This window comes from Parahaemophilus parainfluenzae, assembly GCF_001055095.1.
Lineage (GTDB): Bacteria > Pseudomonadota > Gammaproteobacteria > Enterobacterales > Pasteurellaceae > Haemophilus_D > Haemophilus_D parainfluenzae_Z.
In genome coordinates this window covers 133,531-152,651 of sequence record NZ_JVHG01000023.1, presented here as the reverse complement: position 1 = coordinate 152,651, position 19,121 = coordinate 133,531, and the positions used below count along the sequence as shown (strand labels likewise).

14 protein-coding genes and 2 pseudogenes are annotated in these 19,121 nt (G+C 39.6%); 9 read left to right on the top strand and 7 right to left on the bottom strand.

The annotated features are described in order from the left end of the window. Positions 1-38: 38 nt before the first annotated feature. Genes manZ through ADA56_RS09630 form a run of 3 tightly spaced genes read right to left on the bottom strand, consistent with a single transcriptional unit; the run spans position 39 to position 2,667 of the window. Complete coding sequence (gene manZ, locus ADA56_RS06460; protein WP_049369865.1) at positions 39-872, bottom strand: PTS mannose transporter subunit IID; 834 nt, start codon at positions 870-872, stop codon at positions 39-41. Positions 873-882: 10 nt separating this feature from the next. Then, positions 883-1,680 (bottom strand): PTS mannose/fructose/sorbose transporter subunit IIC, encoded by a 798-nt coding sequence (locus ADA56_RS06455; RefSeq protein WP_005695178.1) that lies wholly within the window; start codon positions 1,678-1,680, stop codon positions 883-885. An 18-nt stretch (positions 1,681-1,698) separates the two neighbouring features. Beyond that, the gene (locus ADA56_RS09630) at positions 1,699-2,667 is read right to left on the bottom strand and encodes a mannose/fructose/sorbose PTS transporter subunit IIB (protein WP_065420069.1); all 969 of its coding nucleotides are present in this window, start codon (positions 2,665-2,667) and stop codon (positions 1,699-1,701) included. 300 nt (positions 2,668-2,967) lie between these two features. Here ADA56_RS09630 and ADA56_RS06445 point away from each other — a divergent pair, with 300 nt between their 5' ends. The 6 genes from ADA56_RS06445 (at position 2,968) to ADA56_RS06420 (ending at position 11,684) form a co-directional block, all read left to right on the top strand. Next, a complete protein-coding gene (locus tag ADA56_RS06445; RefSeq protein WP_049369864.1) occupies positions 2,968-3,438 on the top strand; it encodes a DMT family transporter in 471 nt (156 codons plus the stop codon). Positions 3,439-3,491: 53 nt separating this feature from the next. Continuing rightward, on the top strand, positions 3,492-3,920 hold the full coding sequence (locus ADA56_RS06440; protein WP_049369863.1) for a DUF6884 domain-containing protein: 429 nt from the start codon (positions 3,492-3,494) through the stop codon (positions 3,918-3,920). Beyond that, positions 3,917-4,558, top strand: coding sequence for a hypothetical protein (locus ADA56_RS06435; protein WP_049369862.1), 642 nt, complete (start codon positions 3,917-3,919; stop codon positions 4,556-4,558). The genes ADA56_RS06440 and ADA56_RS06435 overlap by 4 nt, the downstream gene beginning before the upstream one ends. Positions 4,559-4,606: 48 nt before the next feature. After that, positions 4,607-7,342 carry a YdbH family protein gene (locus ADA56_RS06430; protein ID WP_049369861.1) on the top strand — a complete coding sequence of 912 codons (2,736 nt, stop codon included), beginning with the start codon at positions 4,607-4,609 and terminating at the stop codon, positions 7,340-7,342. Then, complete coding sequence (locus ADA56_RS06425; protein WP_049369860.1) at positions 7,339-7,545, top strand: YnbE family lipoprotein; 207 nt, start codon at positions 7,339-7,341, stop codon at positions 7,543-7,545. The genes ADA56_RS06430 and ADA56_RS06425 overlap by 4 nt, the downstream gene beginning before the upstream one ends. Before the next feature lie 122 nt (positions 7,546-7,667). Then, on the top strand, positions 7,668-11,684 hold the full coding sequence (locus ADA56_RS06420; RefSeq protein WP_049369859.1) for a hypothetical protein: 4,017 nt from the start codon (positions 7,668-7,670) through the stop codon (positions 11,682-11,684). Between the two features lie 262 nt (positions 11,685-11,946). Here the strand turns inward: ADA56_RS06420 and ygiD are convergent, their stop codons facing one another. Next, on the bottom strand, positions 11,947-12,732 hold the full coding sequence (ygiD, locus tag ADA56_RS06415; protein WP_049369858.1) for a 4,5-DOPA dioxygenase extradiol: 786 nt from the start codon (positions 12,730-12,732) through the stop codon (positions 11,947-11,949). Between the two features lie 316 nt (positions 12,733-13,048). Here ygiD and ADA56_RS06410 point away from each other — a divergent pair, with 316 nt between their 5' ends. Next, positions 13,049-13,417, top strand: coding sequence for a rhodanese-like domain-containing protein (locus ADA56_RS06410; RefSeq protein ID WP_049369932.1), 369 nt, complete (start codon positions 13,049-13,051; stop codon positions 13,415-13,417). A 152-nt stretch (positions 13,418-13,569) separates the two neighbouring features. Here the strand turns inward: ADA56_RS06410 and ADA56_RS06405 are convergent, their stop codons facing one another. Beyond that, the gene (locus ADA56_RS06405) at positions 13,570-14,643 is read right to left on the bottom strand and encodes a T6SS immunity protein Tli4 family protein (protein ID WP_049369857.1); all 1,074 of its coding nucleotides are present in this window, start codon (positions 14,641-14,643) and stop codon (positions 13,570-13,572) included. A 244-nt stretch (positions 14,644-14,887) separates the two neighbouring features. Continuing rightward, entirely contained in the window at positions 14,888-15,682 is a 795-nt protein-coding gene (locus tag ADA56_RS06400) for a formate/nitrite transporter family protein (RefSeq protein ID WP_049369856.1), read from the bottom strand. A gap of 823 nt (positions 15,683-16,505) precedes the next feature. On the opposite strand from ADA56_RS06400, the pseudogene ADA56_RS06395 reads away from it, so the two are divergent. After that, positions 16,506-17,108, top strand: a pseudogene (locus ADA56_RS06395) (transposase); the annotation flags it as partial. A 54-nt stretch (positions 17,109-17,162) separates the two neighbouring features. Here ADA56_RS06395 and ADA56_RS06390 read toward each other — a convergent pair. Continuing rightward, on the bottom strand, positions 17,163-18,506 hold the full coding sequence (locus ADA56_RS06390) for an FAD-dependent oxidoreductase (RefSeq protein WP_049369855.1): 1,344 nt from the start codon (positions 18,504-18,506) through the stop codon (positions 17,163-17,165). A 128-nt stretch (positions 18,507-18,634) separates the two neighbouring features. Here ADA56_RS06390 and ADA56_RS09860 point away from each other — a divergent pair. Continuing rightward, positions 18,635-18,919 (top strand): annotated as a pseudogene (locus tag ADA56_RS09860) (transposase); the annotation flags it as partial. Positions 18,920-19,121 lie beyond the last annotated feature (202 nt).

Sequence of the window (19,121 nt, the reverse complement as noted above, 5' to 3'; positions counted from 1 at the left end):
TCCCTCAAGAGAAAGAGGGAAGGCAATACCATAATATATTACGCTAACACACCAAAATGATAGCCTAAAATACCCACGCCGAATAAGGCGAAGATGATGTACATGGCGTTGATTTTTTTACGTAATAAGTACATACATAAGAAGGTTAAACCTAACGCCGCAAGGCCAGGGAGAAGATCGTTTAACACGCTTTGTACGGTGGTCACCACTTCTTCGCCCATTTGGTTTTTATAGCGGGAAAGTTCTAATGGAATATTAATACTTGTCCATTTCGATACCAGTGAGCCCATAACAAAGAGACCGAGGATAGACGCCCCCTGCGTTAATTTTTGTAAGCGGCCGCCGCCCATATCGTTAACGATTGTGGTACCTTTTTCATAGCCGTATTTGAAACCATACCAACGAGTTATTGCACGGCAAAGGTTGATACCGATGAAGAAAAGCAATGGCCCTAAAAGGCTACCAGTAATGGCTAAACCTGCACCAAGTGCGGCCAATACAGGACGTAATGTTCCCCAGAAAATTGGGTCACCCACACCGGCTAATGGGCCCATTAAACCGACTTTCACCCCGCTGATTGCTGAGTCATCAATATCGTTACCGTTCGCACGTTCTTGTTCCATCGCAGCGGTTACACCGATGATAGATGATGCGACCCAAGGTTGGGTGTTAAAGAATTCTAAATGGCGTTTTAATGCCGCTGCTTGATCTTCTTTTTTGCTGTAAAGACGTTTAATGGCTGGGATCATGGATACACAGAAACCCATTGCTTGCATACGTTCAAAGTTGAAGGATCCAAGCAAGAAAGTTGAACGCCAGTAAGTGCTACGAATATCGCCTTTTGTTAATGATTTTTTAGTTTGTTCAGTCATAATTTCTTCCTTATAGTCCTTCAAGTTCATCATCAGCTAATTCACGTTTTGCAACTGCTTGTGGTGCAGTAGATTGATGGAAACGTGGGTTCAATTGAATGTAAATCATCGCTAAGCATGTGCCTAAAATACCGAGACCGACAAGGTTGTAATTGGTGAAAGAGGCGATCACGAAGCCTAGGAAGAAGAATGGCATTAATGCGCCTGCACGCATCATATTGATGACCATCGCATAACCGACGACCACGATAAAACCACCAGCGATTTGTAAACCGCGAGTAACCACTTCTGGAATCGCGTTCAATGCTTCGGTTACCGTATCCGTACCTGCTACTAACGCAACGAAGAAGGTTGGAATTGCCACGCGTAACGCTTGTAATGCAAGGCCGCTAAAGTGACAGAATTCAATACCTCGGAAGTTCGCTTTTGCGGCAAAATCATCGGCTTTGTGTTGAAGGAAGATAGTTAAAGTACGAACGAAGATGGTTAATACTTGACCTGCCGCCGCTACCGGAATCGCAATCGCTAATGCGCTCCCTTTATCTTGTCCGCCTTTGATGACAAGGATAGTCGCAATCACACTGGCTAATGCCGCATCTGGTGCCATTGCTGCACCCACGTTCATCCAGCCTAATGCCACTAATTCAAGGGTACCACCGACAATAATACCGGTTTCTAAATCACCTAATACTAAGCCTATTAGGGTACAAGCAACTAAAGGACGATGGGTTTGACGTTCGTCCAATACACTCCCCATTCCGCAAATGGCGGCAACGAGCGTGACTAAAATAATTTCCATTGTTGTCATAATGAATTGTCCTCGTAATTAAAATTGAATCGCATCAAGCTCTTTGTGTGTGAGCATTGATTTCGGGCTGCTCGCCACTTGTTGTAAGCTTAATTCCACGCCTTTATCTAAAAGCTGTTTAAATGCCGCTACATCTGTTGGGTTGACGGCAACGGCTTGAGAAATAAGTTTATCGCCTTCGCGATAGGTCATACCGCCCACATTGACCTTATCAATTTTCACGCCACCCTCGATTAAACGCAGGATGTCCGTTGGGTTGGTCACTAACCAAAGAATATTTTTACCTGCATATTTTGGGTTGTGATACACCTTAATGGCTTTTTCCACAGGAATCACATAAGCTTTCAAATGTTCAGGCGCGATTTGGAGTAATAAATCACGACGAAGCGCATCATTCGCCACATCATCATTTATCGCAAAAATCGCTTCACATTTCACTGCTTTCGCCCAAGAGGTTGCCACTTGACCGTGGATTAAACGACTATCAATACGCAACAAGGAAATGTTCATATTGCCAGAAAGTGCGGTTGGATTTGGAGAGGTTTTTGGTGCTTCAGCTGGTTTAGAGGCTGGCGTTGGAGCAGGCTTGCTTTCTTTAGGTTGACGGAAGGATTTCACGGCAGCGACCCCGACTTCTTTCGCGGTTTCTACCAATTCATCTAAGCTAGCGCCATCTTTAGCATCAAGTACTTCTAGCAACATCGGTAGATTAATGCCGGTGACGATATCGGTATTATCCCTTTCACTGGCAACTCGGCTTGCCGCGTTATAAGGGCTACCACCAAATAAATCGACCAAAAAGAGCACCGGTTCATTTTCAGGCAGCGTGGCAATAATCGCATTGTATTTCTCGATTAAATGCTCACCACCTTCACCCGGTAAGAAAGTCACGACATGGCAGTTTTCATCTTCGCCATACACCATAGCGGCGGAATTGACGATTTCTTCAGAAAACTTACCGTGCGTTGCAACGATAATGTGGGTCATGGATATTCCTCCCATTGAGTTGATAAAATCAGTCTATTTTGCTTTCAATACGCATTACGCAAACGATTGCTCCGAATGGAGTTTAGTGTATGGATTTGAAGATTACCGTCAAATAAAGAATAGTCAAATAGTGATCGAGATCAAATAAACAGGTAAGATGACTTACAACTTTTGAGGTATTTATGAATGAAATGCAAAGTGCGGTTGATTTTTGGACGATTTTTATCGAATGGAAAGCATTTCGCGACAAGACAAATAGGAAAAGGTTAAAATAAGCCAAATTTTCTGTTGGGAGTTTCAATGTTTTTTGTTTATCTCATTATCGCCTTAGCGGCAGGTGTCGCACTCGCGACGCAATCAGCCATTAATACGCAGTTGGCGAAAGCCATGAGTGGCGAAGCAGTGATCGCGACCTTTATTTCTTTTGCAGTGGGAACGATCGTTCTCTTTTTTATTGCTTGGGTAAAAACCGATTTATGGGGCAATTTATCAACCGTCCCTTCACAACCTTGGTGGAAATTAATTGGTGGGATACTTGGTGCAGTTGTCGTGTTCACAACGGTTTTACTTGCACCTAAGCTAGGCATTACCGCGATGTTATTTTTTATCATCGTCGGACAATTAATTACCGCAACCACTATTGATTATTTCGGTCTTATCGGTATGCCGATTCGAGAAGTCAATATCACGAAATTTATTGGCTTAATTATTGTCGCCTTTGGATTAGTATTTTATTTCTTTGGGGATAAGTTGCTTGAGCTATTTAGATAAAATTAATGTTAAGAAAATAGTTTTTATATCACCTAAGTATAAATATTTATAATATGAAAAAAGTTATTTTATTATCTTGTGTATCAAAGAAAGCAAATGAAAAGGCAAAGGCAAAAGATTTATACCTTAGTCCACTATTTAAAAAGAGCCTAGCTTATGCCTATAAACTTAAGCCTGATGCGATATATATTCTATCGGCAAAGCATCATTTACTTGAGTTAGATAGTGTAATAGAACCTTATGATGTAACGCTGAATAAAATGAAAAAAAATGATAGATTGAACTGGGGCAAAAAAGTTATTGAGCTACTGAAATGGAAAGTTGACTTAGAAAGTGATCGATTCATTATTTTAGCGGGTAATAACTATATTTTCCCAATTAAAGATAGCTTAATTCATATTGAACAGCCGTTCTATAAAATGAGATTAGGTGAGAGATTAAGTTTTCTAAATAAAGAACTAGAGGATTATAAAGAAGAATGACTTCATTAGCTTGTGAATTACATTGTCTGCTGAACAAGAAAGAGCGATTTAAGTTTCCTTTTGACAAGTTTAAGCTACCTAAGAATGGTATTTATATCATCTTTGAGAAAGGTGAAAATTTTGGAAAAATGGACAGAATAGTGAGAATCGGTACTCATACAGGCGAAAATCAGTTACGTTCACGTTTGATGCAGCATTTTGTCAAAGAAAATAAGAATAGAAGTATTTTTAGAAAAAATATAGGTCGCTGCTTTTTGAACATAGAAAACCAAGATTATTTAGATTCATGGGAACTTGACATAACTCCAAAAGAAGGAAGAGAAGATAAACTGAAAAGGATTGATCGTGAGTTTGAAAAAACGTTAGAAAAGCGTATTAGCCAATATATTCAGGATAATCTTTCGTTTTGTGTTTTTGAAGTTAATACTAAAGAAGATCGCCTATTTTGGGAAAGTAAAATCACTTCAACACTTTCTAATGCTGCTAAATTTGGTGAAATTAAACCTTCAGAAAATTGGTTAGGTAATCACTCTACAAAAGATAAAATTAGAGAAAGCGGCTTATGGCAGGTTAATGAGTTATATAAAGAAAGTCTAACTGAAGCTGAATTAAAAAAACTAGCGACTTTTGTGAAATAATTATTTAGGTCTAGATATTTTATTCGTAACTGTATAATTGGGGAAACTATGCGAAAGCGTTGCCTGTGGGTGTTGATTATTTTGTTGCTATTGATCGTAATAAGCATTGGCTTATTACGCGTTTTTGCGACCCCGAAACGTGTAGCGCAACTTACCAATCATTTTTTAGCACCGCATTATCACATTGAATTAGCCGATGACTGGCAATGGGAAACCACAGGTTTAACACTGCCAGAGCTAAAAGTGAAAACTGACCAATGTACGCTAGTGAACCTGAATAATACTCAGGTGACTTGGTGGAATACGCATAGTCTTGATGTTGAAAAGGCTAGCTTGAATTATGATTGTTTAACCCATTTACCCAGTGATAATGCTGAAAAAACACCGCCAAATTTGACCGCACTTTGGGCAGCATTGCCTATTTCTCATGTTAACGTCAAACACTTTCAATTAACTAATGCCGAAGCCTTGACACAAGGGGCTTTAAAACCTTTCTTATCGGCTGATTGGGCGTTAGACGCAAACTATAACGGCAACCAATTAGCACTCGAAGCTCAAGCCAATAATGACGGGCTTGAGCTTCATCATCAATCGACTGTCACGCCACAAGATGGTATTTTCCAATGGGCGGGAAGTACCGACATCAAACAAGCAGACGATAAAACCTACGATCTTCATTTCTCTGCGAATTTTGATCCTGATCTTTCTCAACTCCCTCAACAAGGCAATGTCTTACTTAACTGGAATAACCCAGAACTGGCCGTCACAAAAGGCGAGGCAAAAGTGTCATGGCAAGGTGCAGACGGTCAGTTAAATGCTCAAGATTTAACAGCAAATTCGCCGTTGTTGGATGTGCCTTTCGTGTTCACCAAAGATGGCTTGGATATTTCGTGGGGGAAATTTTATTGGACCTTTGATAGCTATCAACCAATCAAAGGTTTCCTTGGGTTATCTATTCACCGTGCGGCAGAAGGCTTGTTGCCATTAAGCATTGATATGAACGTGATCTTACAAACCTTTGGCGAAATGGGCAAAGGGGAGATCGTGATTTCAGGCAAAAATGGTGAAATCGGTGGGGGCGATGACAATAATGAATTGGATTTTGAGCTGAAAACACGCGGGGATTTACGTTATAACGCTACTGTGGCACAAACCAATTTAACCTATCATCTCGGCGGGATTTTTACGCATCCAGTGGTGTATTTTTACCCGGGTTCCGTCTTTAAAATGGATACCATTCAGCCAGATACCAAGTTGCATGTTCGTTTACCGTTAGATGACATTATTATTGGTCGTTATGGTTTGGAAGGTCGTTTGCTCGCAACATTAAAGGGCACGACACCACAGTTTGAAAATCTCGATTTAAAATTAGACGGAAACGCCCATGAGTTTATTGCCGGTATTAAAACCGTGTTTGATTTGCGGGATGAAGAACATAAGTTGCAGTCTGTGGAAAAACAAGCGACAAACCGTTGGGATTGGACAATCAATGGCAGTGCAAACTGGAAATCCTTAAATACGCCAGTCAAAATGGAAGGGAAAGGCTTTTGGGAAGCGGATCATATTGAATTAAATCAGCTTTCTGCACGTTCTAATGAAGTGAATATGAAAGAGGTGAAAATGGCACCGCTTTCGTTGGAACTCAAAGACCGACTTCGCTGGGATTATGAAAAAGAGCATATTCGTGGTTTGTTACAAGCAAAAACGGATTGGGTTGAATTGGCTTATGGCGGTCGTTTTGTTTCGCCTGTTTTCGGTTTAGGTATTGATGGTAAGAGTATCAGTAACTTCAATTTTGCAGGTGATTTAAAGGCTGGTTCGCTTGGGCCTTTAGATGTCTTGGGTGTATATCAAAATACTGCACTTTCAGGCAAAATCAGCTGGAAAGAACAATCTGCAAAAGTATTCCAATCACTTTTCCCTCAACAATGGAATTGGTTAATTCATGAGGGCAGCATTAAAGGACAAAGTGAATTCGCAATCAATGGCAATGGCGTGAAGATGAAGGGGGAGCTGAATCTTAAAAATGGCAAAATCACTATGCCAGATGGCGAGATTTATGGCTTGAATATTCGCTTCCCGATGAATTATGAAAACTCGGCATTGCAAGTGGCTTCGGGTAAACCGATCCATATTTCGACTCAAAATATTCGCTATGGCGCGCTTTCTGTAGTAAATGGAGAGCTGGATTTATTTGGGCGTTATCCGAATACCATGAAAAATCCGCTTACTTTGAGAAATGTGAAACTTTCCTTATTTGATGGCGTATTAACGGTGCCTCAGCTCAGTTTCCCGCAAAGCAAAATGGCGACGCTTTCTTTCACCAATATTGATTTAGCCCAAGTGTTAGCTTTGGCACAATATAACCAAGTAACCTTAACCGGCCGCGCCAATGCTACCTTACCATTTTGGCTTGGACATAAGGAGTGTTTGATTTGTAATGGTACATTGGAACAAGTGGGAAATGTGTCCATCAAATTAACCGATGAAATGGTGAAAGGGTTGAAAAAAGGCGGGTGGACAGAAAATATTTTGGTAGATTTATTAAAAGAAATGGAACTGCAAAATTCCCATGCGGCGGTGACGCTCGATCCGAAAGGACAAATGACATTGCGTGCGAGTATTAGCGGATTTAATCCAACCAAGCGAACTAATAATCCGATAACGTTAAATTATACACATCAAGAAAATATGTTTGAATTGTGGAATATGATTGACTACGGCTCGCAATTTGAACAAAATCTGCAATATAAACTTTATAAGCAATTAGACAAAGACAAATGATAAAACACTTTAAATTTCAACCGCACTTTTTTATTTTGGCAGCAATGTTTACACTTATAGCTTGCACTCCGACCATTCAATTGGACACCCCAAAGGAAGGTATCACCATTAATATGAATGTGGTGGTAGATCACAATATTAAAGTGGAAATGGATGAGAAATCTCAGAAAGCGGTGGGTGAGGTAGAATCAGTGAAGAAATAATTGAATAAAAAAGACAATCTGAAAAGATTGTCTTTTTTGTATAAACTATAAAAATATTGCATATATAAATAATTAGAAGTGCTAGAATAAATCTTATATAAATATCAATTTATTTATGTCTTATGTCTAAAGAAATTTATCTTCCTCGAGTTCTACATGGTACTGATGGCAAAGAATTTAATGAATCTGAATTGCTTTCATTTAAGAATAAAGTGATTATTGTTCTAGCTGAGCCAGGAGCTGGTAAAAGTTGTTTATTGGATAGCTTGTCAGAGCAATTAGGTATCAGAAAAAGTGTTGCCAATATATTTATTCATTCGAATCCACAGCAATGTTCTTCGCTTGCTATTGATGGTTTTGATGAGTTAGTAAAAATTGATCCATCAACGGTAACACAAGCACTAATGATGGCCAGCAATACTTTGGCAAAAAGGATTATTTTATCTAGTCGTTCTAGTGAATGGTCTGAAAGTTATACACTACAGTGTAGAAATATTTTTAGTGAAGATCCTTTGTTGGTTTATTTGAAGCGATTTGATGAACAAGAACAAAAAATTCTCTTTTTACACTATTATCCAGAGCAAAATGTAGAAAAATTTTTAGAGGATGCAACTAACATTGAGTTAGCGTCTCTATTGTCTAATCCTTTATTTCTAAAATTATTTTCAAAATCTTATGTGGAAAATAATCAATATTTTGAAAATCGTCATTCTGCTTTTAAGTTGGCTATTGAAGGATTAGCAAAAGAAAATAATAGTGGTTATTCTTATGATAGAAATATATTACCAGCATCTAAAAAAATTGAATTAGTAGAAGATGTTTTTACTAAGCTGATGCTATCAGGTTCAGAAGGTGTGAGTTTAAGTGATTCTGCATCTAATCATTTCTACCCGCATATTGTTACTTTAAATTCAGATAAAAATATTAATCAAATTTTATCTACACAATTTTTTCTTCCTAGTGATGGAGTAGAACAACACAGGCCTGTTCATAGGATTGTTGCAGAATATTGTGCTGGTAATTATCTTGCTAAAAGATTGACCTCAATAGACAATCCATTATCACTGCTCAAAATCTTATCTATTATTGCTCCGAATAATATTGTACGTGATGAATTACGCGGTTTGTTCGCTTGGATGACTGTATTATCAGAAAATCAACGCATTCAGGAAGAGCTAATTGATTTAGATCCTTATGCTATTTTATCGAATGGAGACCCAGCTTTATTATTACCTTGCTCAAAGAAAAAACTACTATCCAAATTAAAAGTTTTAAATCAAGAAAATCCTTATTTTCGCCGTAGCGATAGATGGCGAAGTTTCAGTATCTCTGGATTTTTCACAGATGAATTGCTCGATGAACTGAAAAGTTTGTTATCTCCAGATAATTCTGATGGGGATTTACAAGGACTGTTATTAGAACTATTAATAGATTCTCCAATAGTTTCAAAACTAACTAATGAACTAAAAAGCATTGTTTGCAACATTAGCGTTGAATCTAGATATGAATATAACCGAAGATTGGCAGGAAAGTGTTTAGCAAAAATTAAAGACTCTAATTACCGAGAGATTTGGGAATATCTAATTGAAGCTAGAGATAATACCTCACTTGCTATCGTAGCGGATATGATGACCAAATCTAATGGTGAATTTGAAATAGATGATTATATTAAATTTTTAAGAATTTGCTCCGAGTTATATCCTACGGATTATCGTATTGAAAGCGTTATTGGTAAACGTTTCTTTATTAAGCGATTTATTCAAAAACTGAGTTTTGCTCTAGTTATACCATTGTTAAATGAGTTATCTGCTAATTTGTCTTGCTCTTGTCAAAGAAAGTATAATTGTCAATGCCGAGTTGGCATCAGTAAAATTATTAGTATGCTATTAGATCGCTATTTTGAGCTATCCCAAGAACCTTGGGATGCCGAAAAAATTTGGGGATGGCTAAAAAATACTTATTTTCAAAGAAAGATAGCAAAAGAAGAAAGTTTGTCAGTAAAGATTTTATCTGAAGATGATTTTTTAAGACAAAATATTATTAGAATTTCATTTAAAAACATATTTGATAATAAATCTATTCATGAAACTAAATTTTATATATTTGAAAAAGGCCATTCCGGCTTAAATTTCCAATTGCAAGATTACAAATGCATCATTGATTTAGCCTTTGATACTGATAATGTTGAATTATGGTCGAGCTTTATGGCTAGACATAATTTCTATGGTCACAAGGGAACCAATCTGTTGCGTCAACACATGCGCATGCAAGCATTTGAAAAGAATGCGTTTTTGCGTGTTTGGTATAGAAATAATATAGAAGATAAAAAGAGTTATAAACGTAATATTTATAGAGATAGTAGAAAAAAAGGACATAGAGAGCGTAATAAGAAACAACGAAATATTCGTTATAAAAATATTCAATATATTCAAAAAAATAGACAATTAATAGAAAGCGGGAAACACTGGAACTCTCTTTTACATTTTTCTAAAATTCTTTTACTCGAACCTAATAAAATTGTAGAAAATTTTGGAGATGAGCAACTGGTTAGGAATGCGCTCTATAACTGTTTAGATTATATACAGCCGAATATCCCAAGTTTATCTAAATTAGCAGAGTCACAATGCCAATCTCAATTTCTATATATTGAGTTCATTCTATATGCCTCTTGTTTAGAGATTTTAAAACGGGATGGAACATTAAATACTGTATCAGTCGAGGTATTAATTGCATTACGTACTAATTTATCTGCTTATTTTCCAGGAGTGAATTCTGATGATAGAGATCGACTAAAACAAGAAGTGGATAGATGTCTATTCTCTAACCCAGCCGATGCAGAAAAATTTTTACGTGAGTATATTGAGCCACAATTGGCTTGCTTGGAGTGTAAAAGTGCACAAGTAAATTGGCTAGCAGATGATGAAGCATTTAACTTTTTGCAAAATACTCTTCCTTTAGAGTGGTTGGAACATTTTCCCGATATGAATTTTTCAGCACAAAAGGAATTATTAAAGTTAGCTATTCAGTTTGGTAATCGCGAAAAACTTAAAGAGATCGTGCAGCAATACTGTGAAAACTTACTCAATATAAATCCTACCTTAGAAGAGGAAGATATTAAATTTAAAAGAAATTTTTGGTTTGCTCACGCTTTTTATCTATTAGATGAAAATTATGAGATTTTTTGGAAAGAGTTAATTAAGGATGTTAATAGTATCTTTATTTTAGAAGAGCATTTTGGCAGTTTTGGTGATTATACAAAATGGATAATGCTTTCGCCTGTCAAAATTGAATTAATTCTGAATGCTTTTATTAAAAAATGGGAAGAAGTGTATTTACCTAACTATTATGGCTCGGATAGCCCAGATTCAGAAAAAGCTTATCGTTTTTTAAGTGAACTAATTGATAAATTAGGAGATAGCTATCAAGATAATCCAATACCTGTTCTAGATCGCTTATTGAATAATAGTCAATATAGAAATTTTTATAATAGTTTAAAAAGTATTCGATTTAATTACTTATGTAAATTAGCAGTCCAAAATTTCCAAATGCCAACAGCGGATCAAGTGGCTAATTTTTTAGAGCGGAATGAAATAATTAGCGTTGAAAATTTACGCGCAGTTATATTGGAAGAATTACGAAATTATCAAAAAGATTTAGATGGACATGATATTACTACAAAATCAATCTTTTATCATGGAGAAATAAATATCCAGAATCGAGTTGATGAAAATACAGCAACACAGCGTATAGCAGAGCGTTTGAGATTACGGCTTGAAAATCAGCAAGTTAATATTATGCGTGAAGGCTATATGAAAGATAATAATCGATGTGATCTTGTTTTTTCTAAGCTGATTAACGGTAAAACAAAAATTCTACCTGTTGAAGTAAAAGGGCAATGGCATCTGAAACTTTATTCTGCATTCGATTCGCAGTTGGATCGTTTATATACTATTCACCCAAATGCCGATGGACAAGGTATTTATTTAGTATTATGGTTTGGTGCAAATGAAAAGGTAGCTAATCGGAGAACTCATGGAATAAATAATGCCAAAGAACTATATTTTGATCTTCAAAAGCACATGTCTGAAGAATTGAAAAAAAGGCTAGATGTTTTTGTTTTAGACTTATCAGTTGATTAAATAATATTCCTAGGGTATTTCTTGAAAGGCGGTCACAGTAATTAATATCCTAGACGCTCTTTTTCATTTCAAAGTGCGGCCAGATTTCAAAGCGTTTTTATAAATCGTCTTCAAAATCTGACCGCTTGTAAGCAGCCTATTTTTTGTAAAACCTCTGCTAATACATCTAATTTTACCGTATCCAAACCTGCTTCGTAACGGGCTTTTTGAAAAGCGCGTAAGGCTTCAAATTCACACGTAGGCTCGGTGATTTTTTTCCTTTTTATCCCACTAAAACCGACGTCATGCTGAGCGATCCGGCAATCAGATTATCGTTGAAAAACGTAATGTCGTCTTGCGGTTCACGTAATGCCATGATATACAGCAACGGCAAGTAATGATCGGGTGTTGGTACAGAAAGCTCAACCTTTTCACCTAGCTGATCATAATGCACCAAGGTTTTATCATCTTGTGTCGCAATTGCTTGATTGATCGATTCACGGAAAGCAAACGCCCAGTCATACCCCGCGCCGATTTGATTGATATGTTCCCAGCTTATCGCTCTCAGATTATGCACAATATTGCCGCTGCCGATAATTAACACGCCTTGTTCACGCAAAGCAGCTAATTTTTTCGCCAAGTTGAAATGCCATTCTGCCGATTGCAAACGGTTAAGGCTAAGTTGCACCGCGGGAATATCGGCATCAGGATACAGATATTTCAACACCGCCCAAGCACCATGATCAAAACCACGCGTCGGGTTCAGCTCCACATTTTCCGACTGTAATAATGACCGCACTTGCTCCGCCAATTCTGGCGAACCGGGCGCGGGATATTGCACTTGGTTGAGTTCATCGGGGAAGTCGTAGAAATCGTAAATCATTTCAGGGTGTTCACCTGATGTTACCTGCAAACGGCTGCTGTACCAATGCGCTGAAATCATCAAAATAGCTTTTGGTTTGGCAAACTTTTGCGTAATTAGGCTGAAATTCTGGTTGAACGGATTTTCTTTATCTAACGCATTCATCGGGCTACCATGCCCAACAAACAATACAGGCATTTTTTTCATTATTTTCTCCTAATATTTTCTCCTAAATATTTGATGGAGCAGATTGTACGGTTAAATCTTTGTGTGAAAAATACCACTTTATGAACAACATCTTTTACTAATCAGAAATAATGAATGATAAGGTTTAGAGAGATTGATGTGTTAAATAAGGTAAATATTACAAAGTGCGGTTAAATTTTACGAAAATTTTACTTAAAATTTACTTCATTCACAGTTTATTATCTTTATATTTAGGCGTATGATGACTATCAGTTTTACATAACCCCTAAATTTATTTAGGTAAATATATTATTTCTATTTAATTGGAGATTGAATGATGAAAAAATTACTCACAATAGTACTTTCTGCGGCAGCGATTGCCGTACCTTTTTTTGCTTCTGCGAATACTGCGCCACAAACAGAACAAAGTGCAGTACAACCGGAAAAAGCAAAAGGCGTTTGGATTGATGTACGTTCAGCCGAGGAATTTAACGCAGGTCATTTACAAGATGCGGTGAATATTCCACACGATAAAATCGTTGAAGGCGTTAAAGCGATTGGCTCAGATAAAGATGCACCAATCAATCTTTATTGTCGTAGCGGTCGCCGTGCGGAAGCCGCACTCACTGAGTTGAAAAATGCCGGCTATACCAATGTAACCAACCACGGCGGTTATGAAGACTTGGTTAAAAAAGGTTTGAAATAAACAACATATATTTAAAGCAAAAATCCCCTAGAGCAGAGCAGTAGGGGATTTTTACTATAAAGAGCGGTCAAATTTTCCAGTATTTTTGCAAATGCTCTTCAAAACTCGACCGCGTTTATTTTTACTTCAATTTAACTGCAATAGTCCCTTATTTAAAGCCGTTTTTTCAATGTCGGCAATATAGCATCCCAAGCCGCTAAGGCCTCTTGCTCACTGAGTGGCGAACCCTTGGTATTTTTCTTATTGGTACCGAAAGTCATCTTAAATCTCACACTGCCATCATCTTTTTCCCAAATAAATAGATATCGATTTCCCTGCCACTTAACCAGTTTTTCACTGCCGGTCATGCCATTGATATTGCGCTTTCCTTTGCGGATGGTGCTGTATTTCGCCCACGAGAAGAGTTTATCCAAAGCACTATCTTTAGTGAAAAGATCTCGTTCTAATAGCGGTTTATCACCTTCCTCCAAAGAGCCACCCGTCGTTAGTTCGGCATAAACGTCTTTATAGTCTTTGATTTTGATGCCCGCACTGCCAAAAAACGGCTCAGTTCCCTTATCGGCAATAAATCCTTCTGTTAAACAGACACCTTGTTGCTGTGGCATTTCAGTATCTTTACGATCTCTCAGCTTGTCGAAAAAATCATTTCGTATCTGCCCAATAGCTTCGTCAACTTTGCTTTTTTCCAGCTGTTTCAGGTTTGGGGGAGCTTTGCCATTAACAGGCATAATGCGCACAAAAGCTCTAATAGAATAGTCATCGTTCTTACCTAGCTTGAAATAGAAATCGACATAATAGAGCATACCTTTTAGGTGCTTTGACACCGAGTGTTCCCAAGAACCCGGAGCCTGTGTCACCATAGCTATCGCTTTATTAGGAAAGATTGTACGGTTTTCTATAAAAATATCACTTCCATTATATCCTTTTTCTTTAACCTCTAATACGGATTCTACTTCTAGATTCCAATAATCTGGTCGCACTCTTATCTGCCAACTATTGTATTTAAGCCAGCCAGTCCCACTTATACGGTTAGATGGTAAGTTAATTTGGTAACGCCCGCTGCAAAATGGCTGCTCAGTCCAATACGTTGCCGCATTTTGAGCATAATTGCTTGCTGTATTTTCTGCTGTTGAGTGGGTTTGGGGATATTGACTGCAAGAAGACAACATAACACTAGTCAAAATAGTGCTATAAAACATCAGTCTAGAAATTTTCATCTTCGGCATGTGATTTCTTCCTTATTGTAAATTTGAGAATGCTAAATAACATAGAAATTCTGCTAATACTTTTCTTTCCATATTAATCTTAATAGATGAGTTTACACGCATTAAGTGTAAAGTGCAACTCTTCACTATTCAAAATTGTGTTGAGTTAATTAAGAGAGGATTCAATACATTTTAGAGAGAATAAAAGGCCTTTTGACATTTCAAAAGACCTTTTTCACGCCAAAGAGCGGTCAGATTTTGTTTACTAAATACAATAATCTTCTTTTAATAAGTGACGATAGGCATAAAGATAAGATGCACCGACAAATGCTGCACCACCCGTGACATTGCCTAAAAAGACAGGAATCATATTGAAGAAGAATTGGCTCCAAGTCACATTAGCACCGGCAAAAATCCCGGCAGGAATAATAAACATATTAGCGACAAAGTGTTGTAATCCGATAAGCACAAAAATCATCACGGGGAACCATATGGCTAGGATACGACCGGAGGTTTGTTTGGCGCCAAAATAGAACCAAATACCCATGCAGACCATCCAGTTACAGGCAATAGCTGAAACAAAGGCACGACCAAAATCCATTTGCACTTTAGCCTCGGCAATCGCGATGGTTTTAGCGGCAGCAGCACCTTCTGATAAACCGACATAATGCCCTAAGAAATAGGCCATAAACAGCGCACCGAGCAGGTTGCCCAAACTCACTACAATCCAGTTACGAAATAATTTTTTAAGGCTTACTCTTTTTGTTAAACGGCCTAATGCCATCATCATCATATTTCCCGTGGCTAATTCACCACCACCGATTAATATACAAATCAAACAAATAGGAAACACAGCCGCACCAAGTAATGTTGATAGCCCACTCCACTCTGGAGGAATACCGCTCACTACTTTTAAATAGGCCATATAACCAAAACTCACATAGCCGCCACCTAAAAAACTTAAAATAGCCAGTGTTTTTAAGTGCCCTTCCGACTTAGCATAACTTTTATCAATAACATCTTGTAAGATTTCATGGGGATAAAGATCGCGATGCTGCATAATTGTACCTCTAGTGAAAATAAGACGGTAAAAATGTAGCAAACCACATAGCAAAATCGAAAGAATTGTTAAATATATGTACTGATTTTTAGTTATAACGAAATTGAATAATAATCTGAACCTAAAATTAGGTGTCTAGGTTCTTTTTTTGAGGGGCAAAGTGCGGTCAAAATTTAATGAATTTTTGCAAGAAATTATAAAAATTTGACTGCTTGTATGTATAGAAAAAGCGTTGTTCTAGCGATATAGAACAACGCTTTTGTTTTTAAATTATATGTAACTTAAAAGGGTTGTTTCTATATAAGGAAAGAATGAAAAATAAAACTCTAATTATTTCAACTTGTTGCAATCAAATATTGATAACTTCCTTAAAAATACGTAAAAATAACCCCGATAACAGAGTAATTATATCATTATATTTTACAATATTAACGTAAAATTTTTACACATTGCTTTCAAGAGCCAACCATTTATGTTCTCTGTTTTACTTTTTGAAAATAAAAACAGAGGACTTCTATACTTTGGTGTAAATAATTCTCTTGAATAAATTTCTGTTCTATAGCTATGCTCTATTTTTGAGTTTCAAATGTAGTATGGAGTTATCAAAATTGACAACTCCATAAATAATATTCTTATTCTTTGTTTAATCTAACAAGAAAATGCTTAAATTGTTCTTCGTCGTTATTCAACTTTCCGAAAAATAACTCATCAATTTGCTCAATTAACGGAACAGCTGTTTGTAATATTTTTTCTCCTTTTGAGACCTTTGCAAAATCCCCTCAAAATCCCCTAAATTCCCACCAAGACATTTAGGGGATTTTTCATGAGCACCTTCTTCCAACAAACCGTCCAAGCCATGATTGCCAAACACATCGACCGCTTCCCGCTATTGAAGTTGGATCAAGTGATTGATTGGCAGCCGATCGAACAGTACCTGAATCGTCAAAGAACCCGTTACCTTAGAGACCACCGCGGCCGTCCAGCCTATCCCCTGCTGTCCATGTTCAAAGCCGTCCTGCTCGGACAATGGCACAGCCTCTCCGATCCCGAACTCGAACACAGCCTCATTACCCGCATCGACTTCAACCTGTTTTGCCGTTTCGACGAACTGAGCATCCCCGATTACAGCACCTTATGCCGCTACCGCAACTGGCGGCGCAAGACGACGCCCTGTCCGAATTGCTGCAACTGATTAACCGCCAACTGACTGAAAAAGACCTAAAAGTAGAGAAAGCATCCGCCGCCGTCATTGACGCCACCATTATTCAAACCGCCGGCGGCAAACAGCGTCAGGCCATAGAAGTCGATGACGAAGGACAAGTCAGCGGTCAAACCACACCGAGTAAAGACAAAGATGCCCGTTGGACAAAGAAAAACGGTTTATACAGACTCGGTTACGAAACAACATACCCGCATCGATTCTGAAATCGCTTTCAGATGGCATTTCCGTATCAAGTGCGGTCGTTTTACAACCAGTTTTTTAGCAGCCCGCGAACAAATCGTTCAGCCCTTCGGCGATGGTCGGGTGGGTGAAGATTTGGTTTTTGACATAGCGGGCAGGGACGCGGAAATCGATTGCCATTTTAAACAGGTTGATGATTTCGTGCGCTTCGGCGCAGAACAGGGTTACGCCGAGGATTTCGCCGCTGTGCGCGTCCACCACGGCTTTGAGCAGGCCGTCGGTTTGGTTGAGGATTTTGGCTTTCGGAATCGCGTCGGCTTTCAGTTTCAACACTTTCACCTCGCGCCCCGATTGCTGCGCGGCGGTTTCGGTTAAGCCGATATGGGCGAGCGGCGGCTCGGTAAAGGTGGCGGTCGGGAACGGGGTGCGGTCGGCGCGGTTGCGTTTGCCGTCGCCGAAAAGCTGTTCGCGCACGATGCGATAGTCGTCGAGCGAGATGTAGGTGAACATCGGGCTGCCCGCCACGTCGCCCATCGCCCAGATGTGGTTTTTGCCTTGCACGCGCAGATGGTCGTCAACGAGGATGAAGCCGCTCGGGTCGGTTTCGATGCCCGCGTTTGCCAAGCCCAATCCTTGCGTGTTCGGCACGCGGCCTACGCCCACCAGCACCGCGTCGGCGGTAAATTCGCCTTGCGAGGTGATGACGCTGGTGTCCGCCGTATTGTCGCGGAACGCTTCAATTTTCACGCCTTGCAACACCTTGATGCCTTTGCTGTTTAATACGCGCAGCATTTCTTCGGCGATGTCGCGATCTTCACGCGGCAGGAAGCGGTCGCCGCCATCGAGAATGGTGATTTCGCTGCCGAAAGCGTGGAACATAAAGGCAAATTCCAAGCCGATGTAGCCGCCGCCGATGATGACGAGGCGGCGCGGGCGTTCGTTCAGCGCGAGTACACCGGTGCTGTCCAGTACGCGCGGGCTGTCTTCGCCCGCTACGCCCAGGCGGCGCGGGGTGGCACCGGTGTTGATGAAAATGCGTTCGGCGGTAAGGGTTTGCTCGCCGCCGTCTGGGTCAGTCAGTTTGACCGTGCGATCATCGAGAAACTCGGCGCGCGCGTTGAGCACGGTTACGCCGTCCAGATTGTCCAGTTTGGCGAAATTGGCGGCGCGCAATTTCGGAATCAGGGTGTTTTTCGCGTTCATCGCCGCCGCAAACACCGCCGCTTTGTCGGCGTTATGCCCGCGCTGCTCGCTCTCGACAATCAGTTTTTTGCTGGGAATACAGCCGATGTTGATGCAAGTGCCGCCGTACATCTGCGCCGACTGTTCCACCAGCACGACCTGTTGCCCGTGTTTCGCCAAATCCGCCGCCAGCGTTTTGCCCGCTTTGCCAAAGCCGATAATAAGATTTTGTGTGTGCATAATTTGTCTCCGTGAAATGATGGATTGCGCACCAATTATAGACCTTATCGATTTGTTTTTACATAAGACCTTTGCAAAATTCCCCCAAAATCCCCTAAATTCCCACTAAGACATTTAGGGGATTTTTTATGACTACCTTCTTCCAGCAAACCGCCCAAGCCGTGATTGCCAAACACATCAACCGCTTCCCTCTATTGAAGTTGGATCAGGTGATTGATTGGCAACCGATCGAACAGTACCTGAACCGTCAAAGAACCCGTTATCTCCGAGACCACCGCGACTGTCCCGCCTATCCCCTGTTGTCCATGTTCAAAGCCGTCCTGCTCGGACAATGGCACAGACTCTCCGATCCCGAACTCGAACACAGCCTCACACTGCAAATGCTTGATCCCGAAATCGCCATTGAGTTTGACAGCGACCCCAAACAGGCACGCGCCAGCCGCCAAGACGCGCTCAAAGATGCCGCCACACGTAAAATCTGGATAGCTGGCGCACATATGCCCTTCCCCGGCATCGGACACATCCGTGCCGAAAGCAACGGCAGCTACACTTGGCTGCCGGTGGAATATACCCCGATCGAAATCGACGGCAAAGTGCAATAAATTAACAAAAACC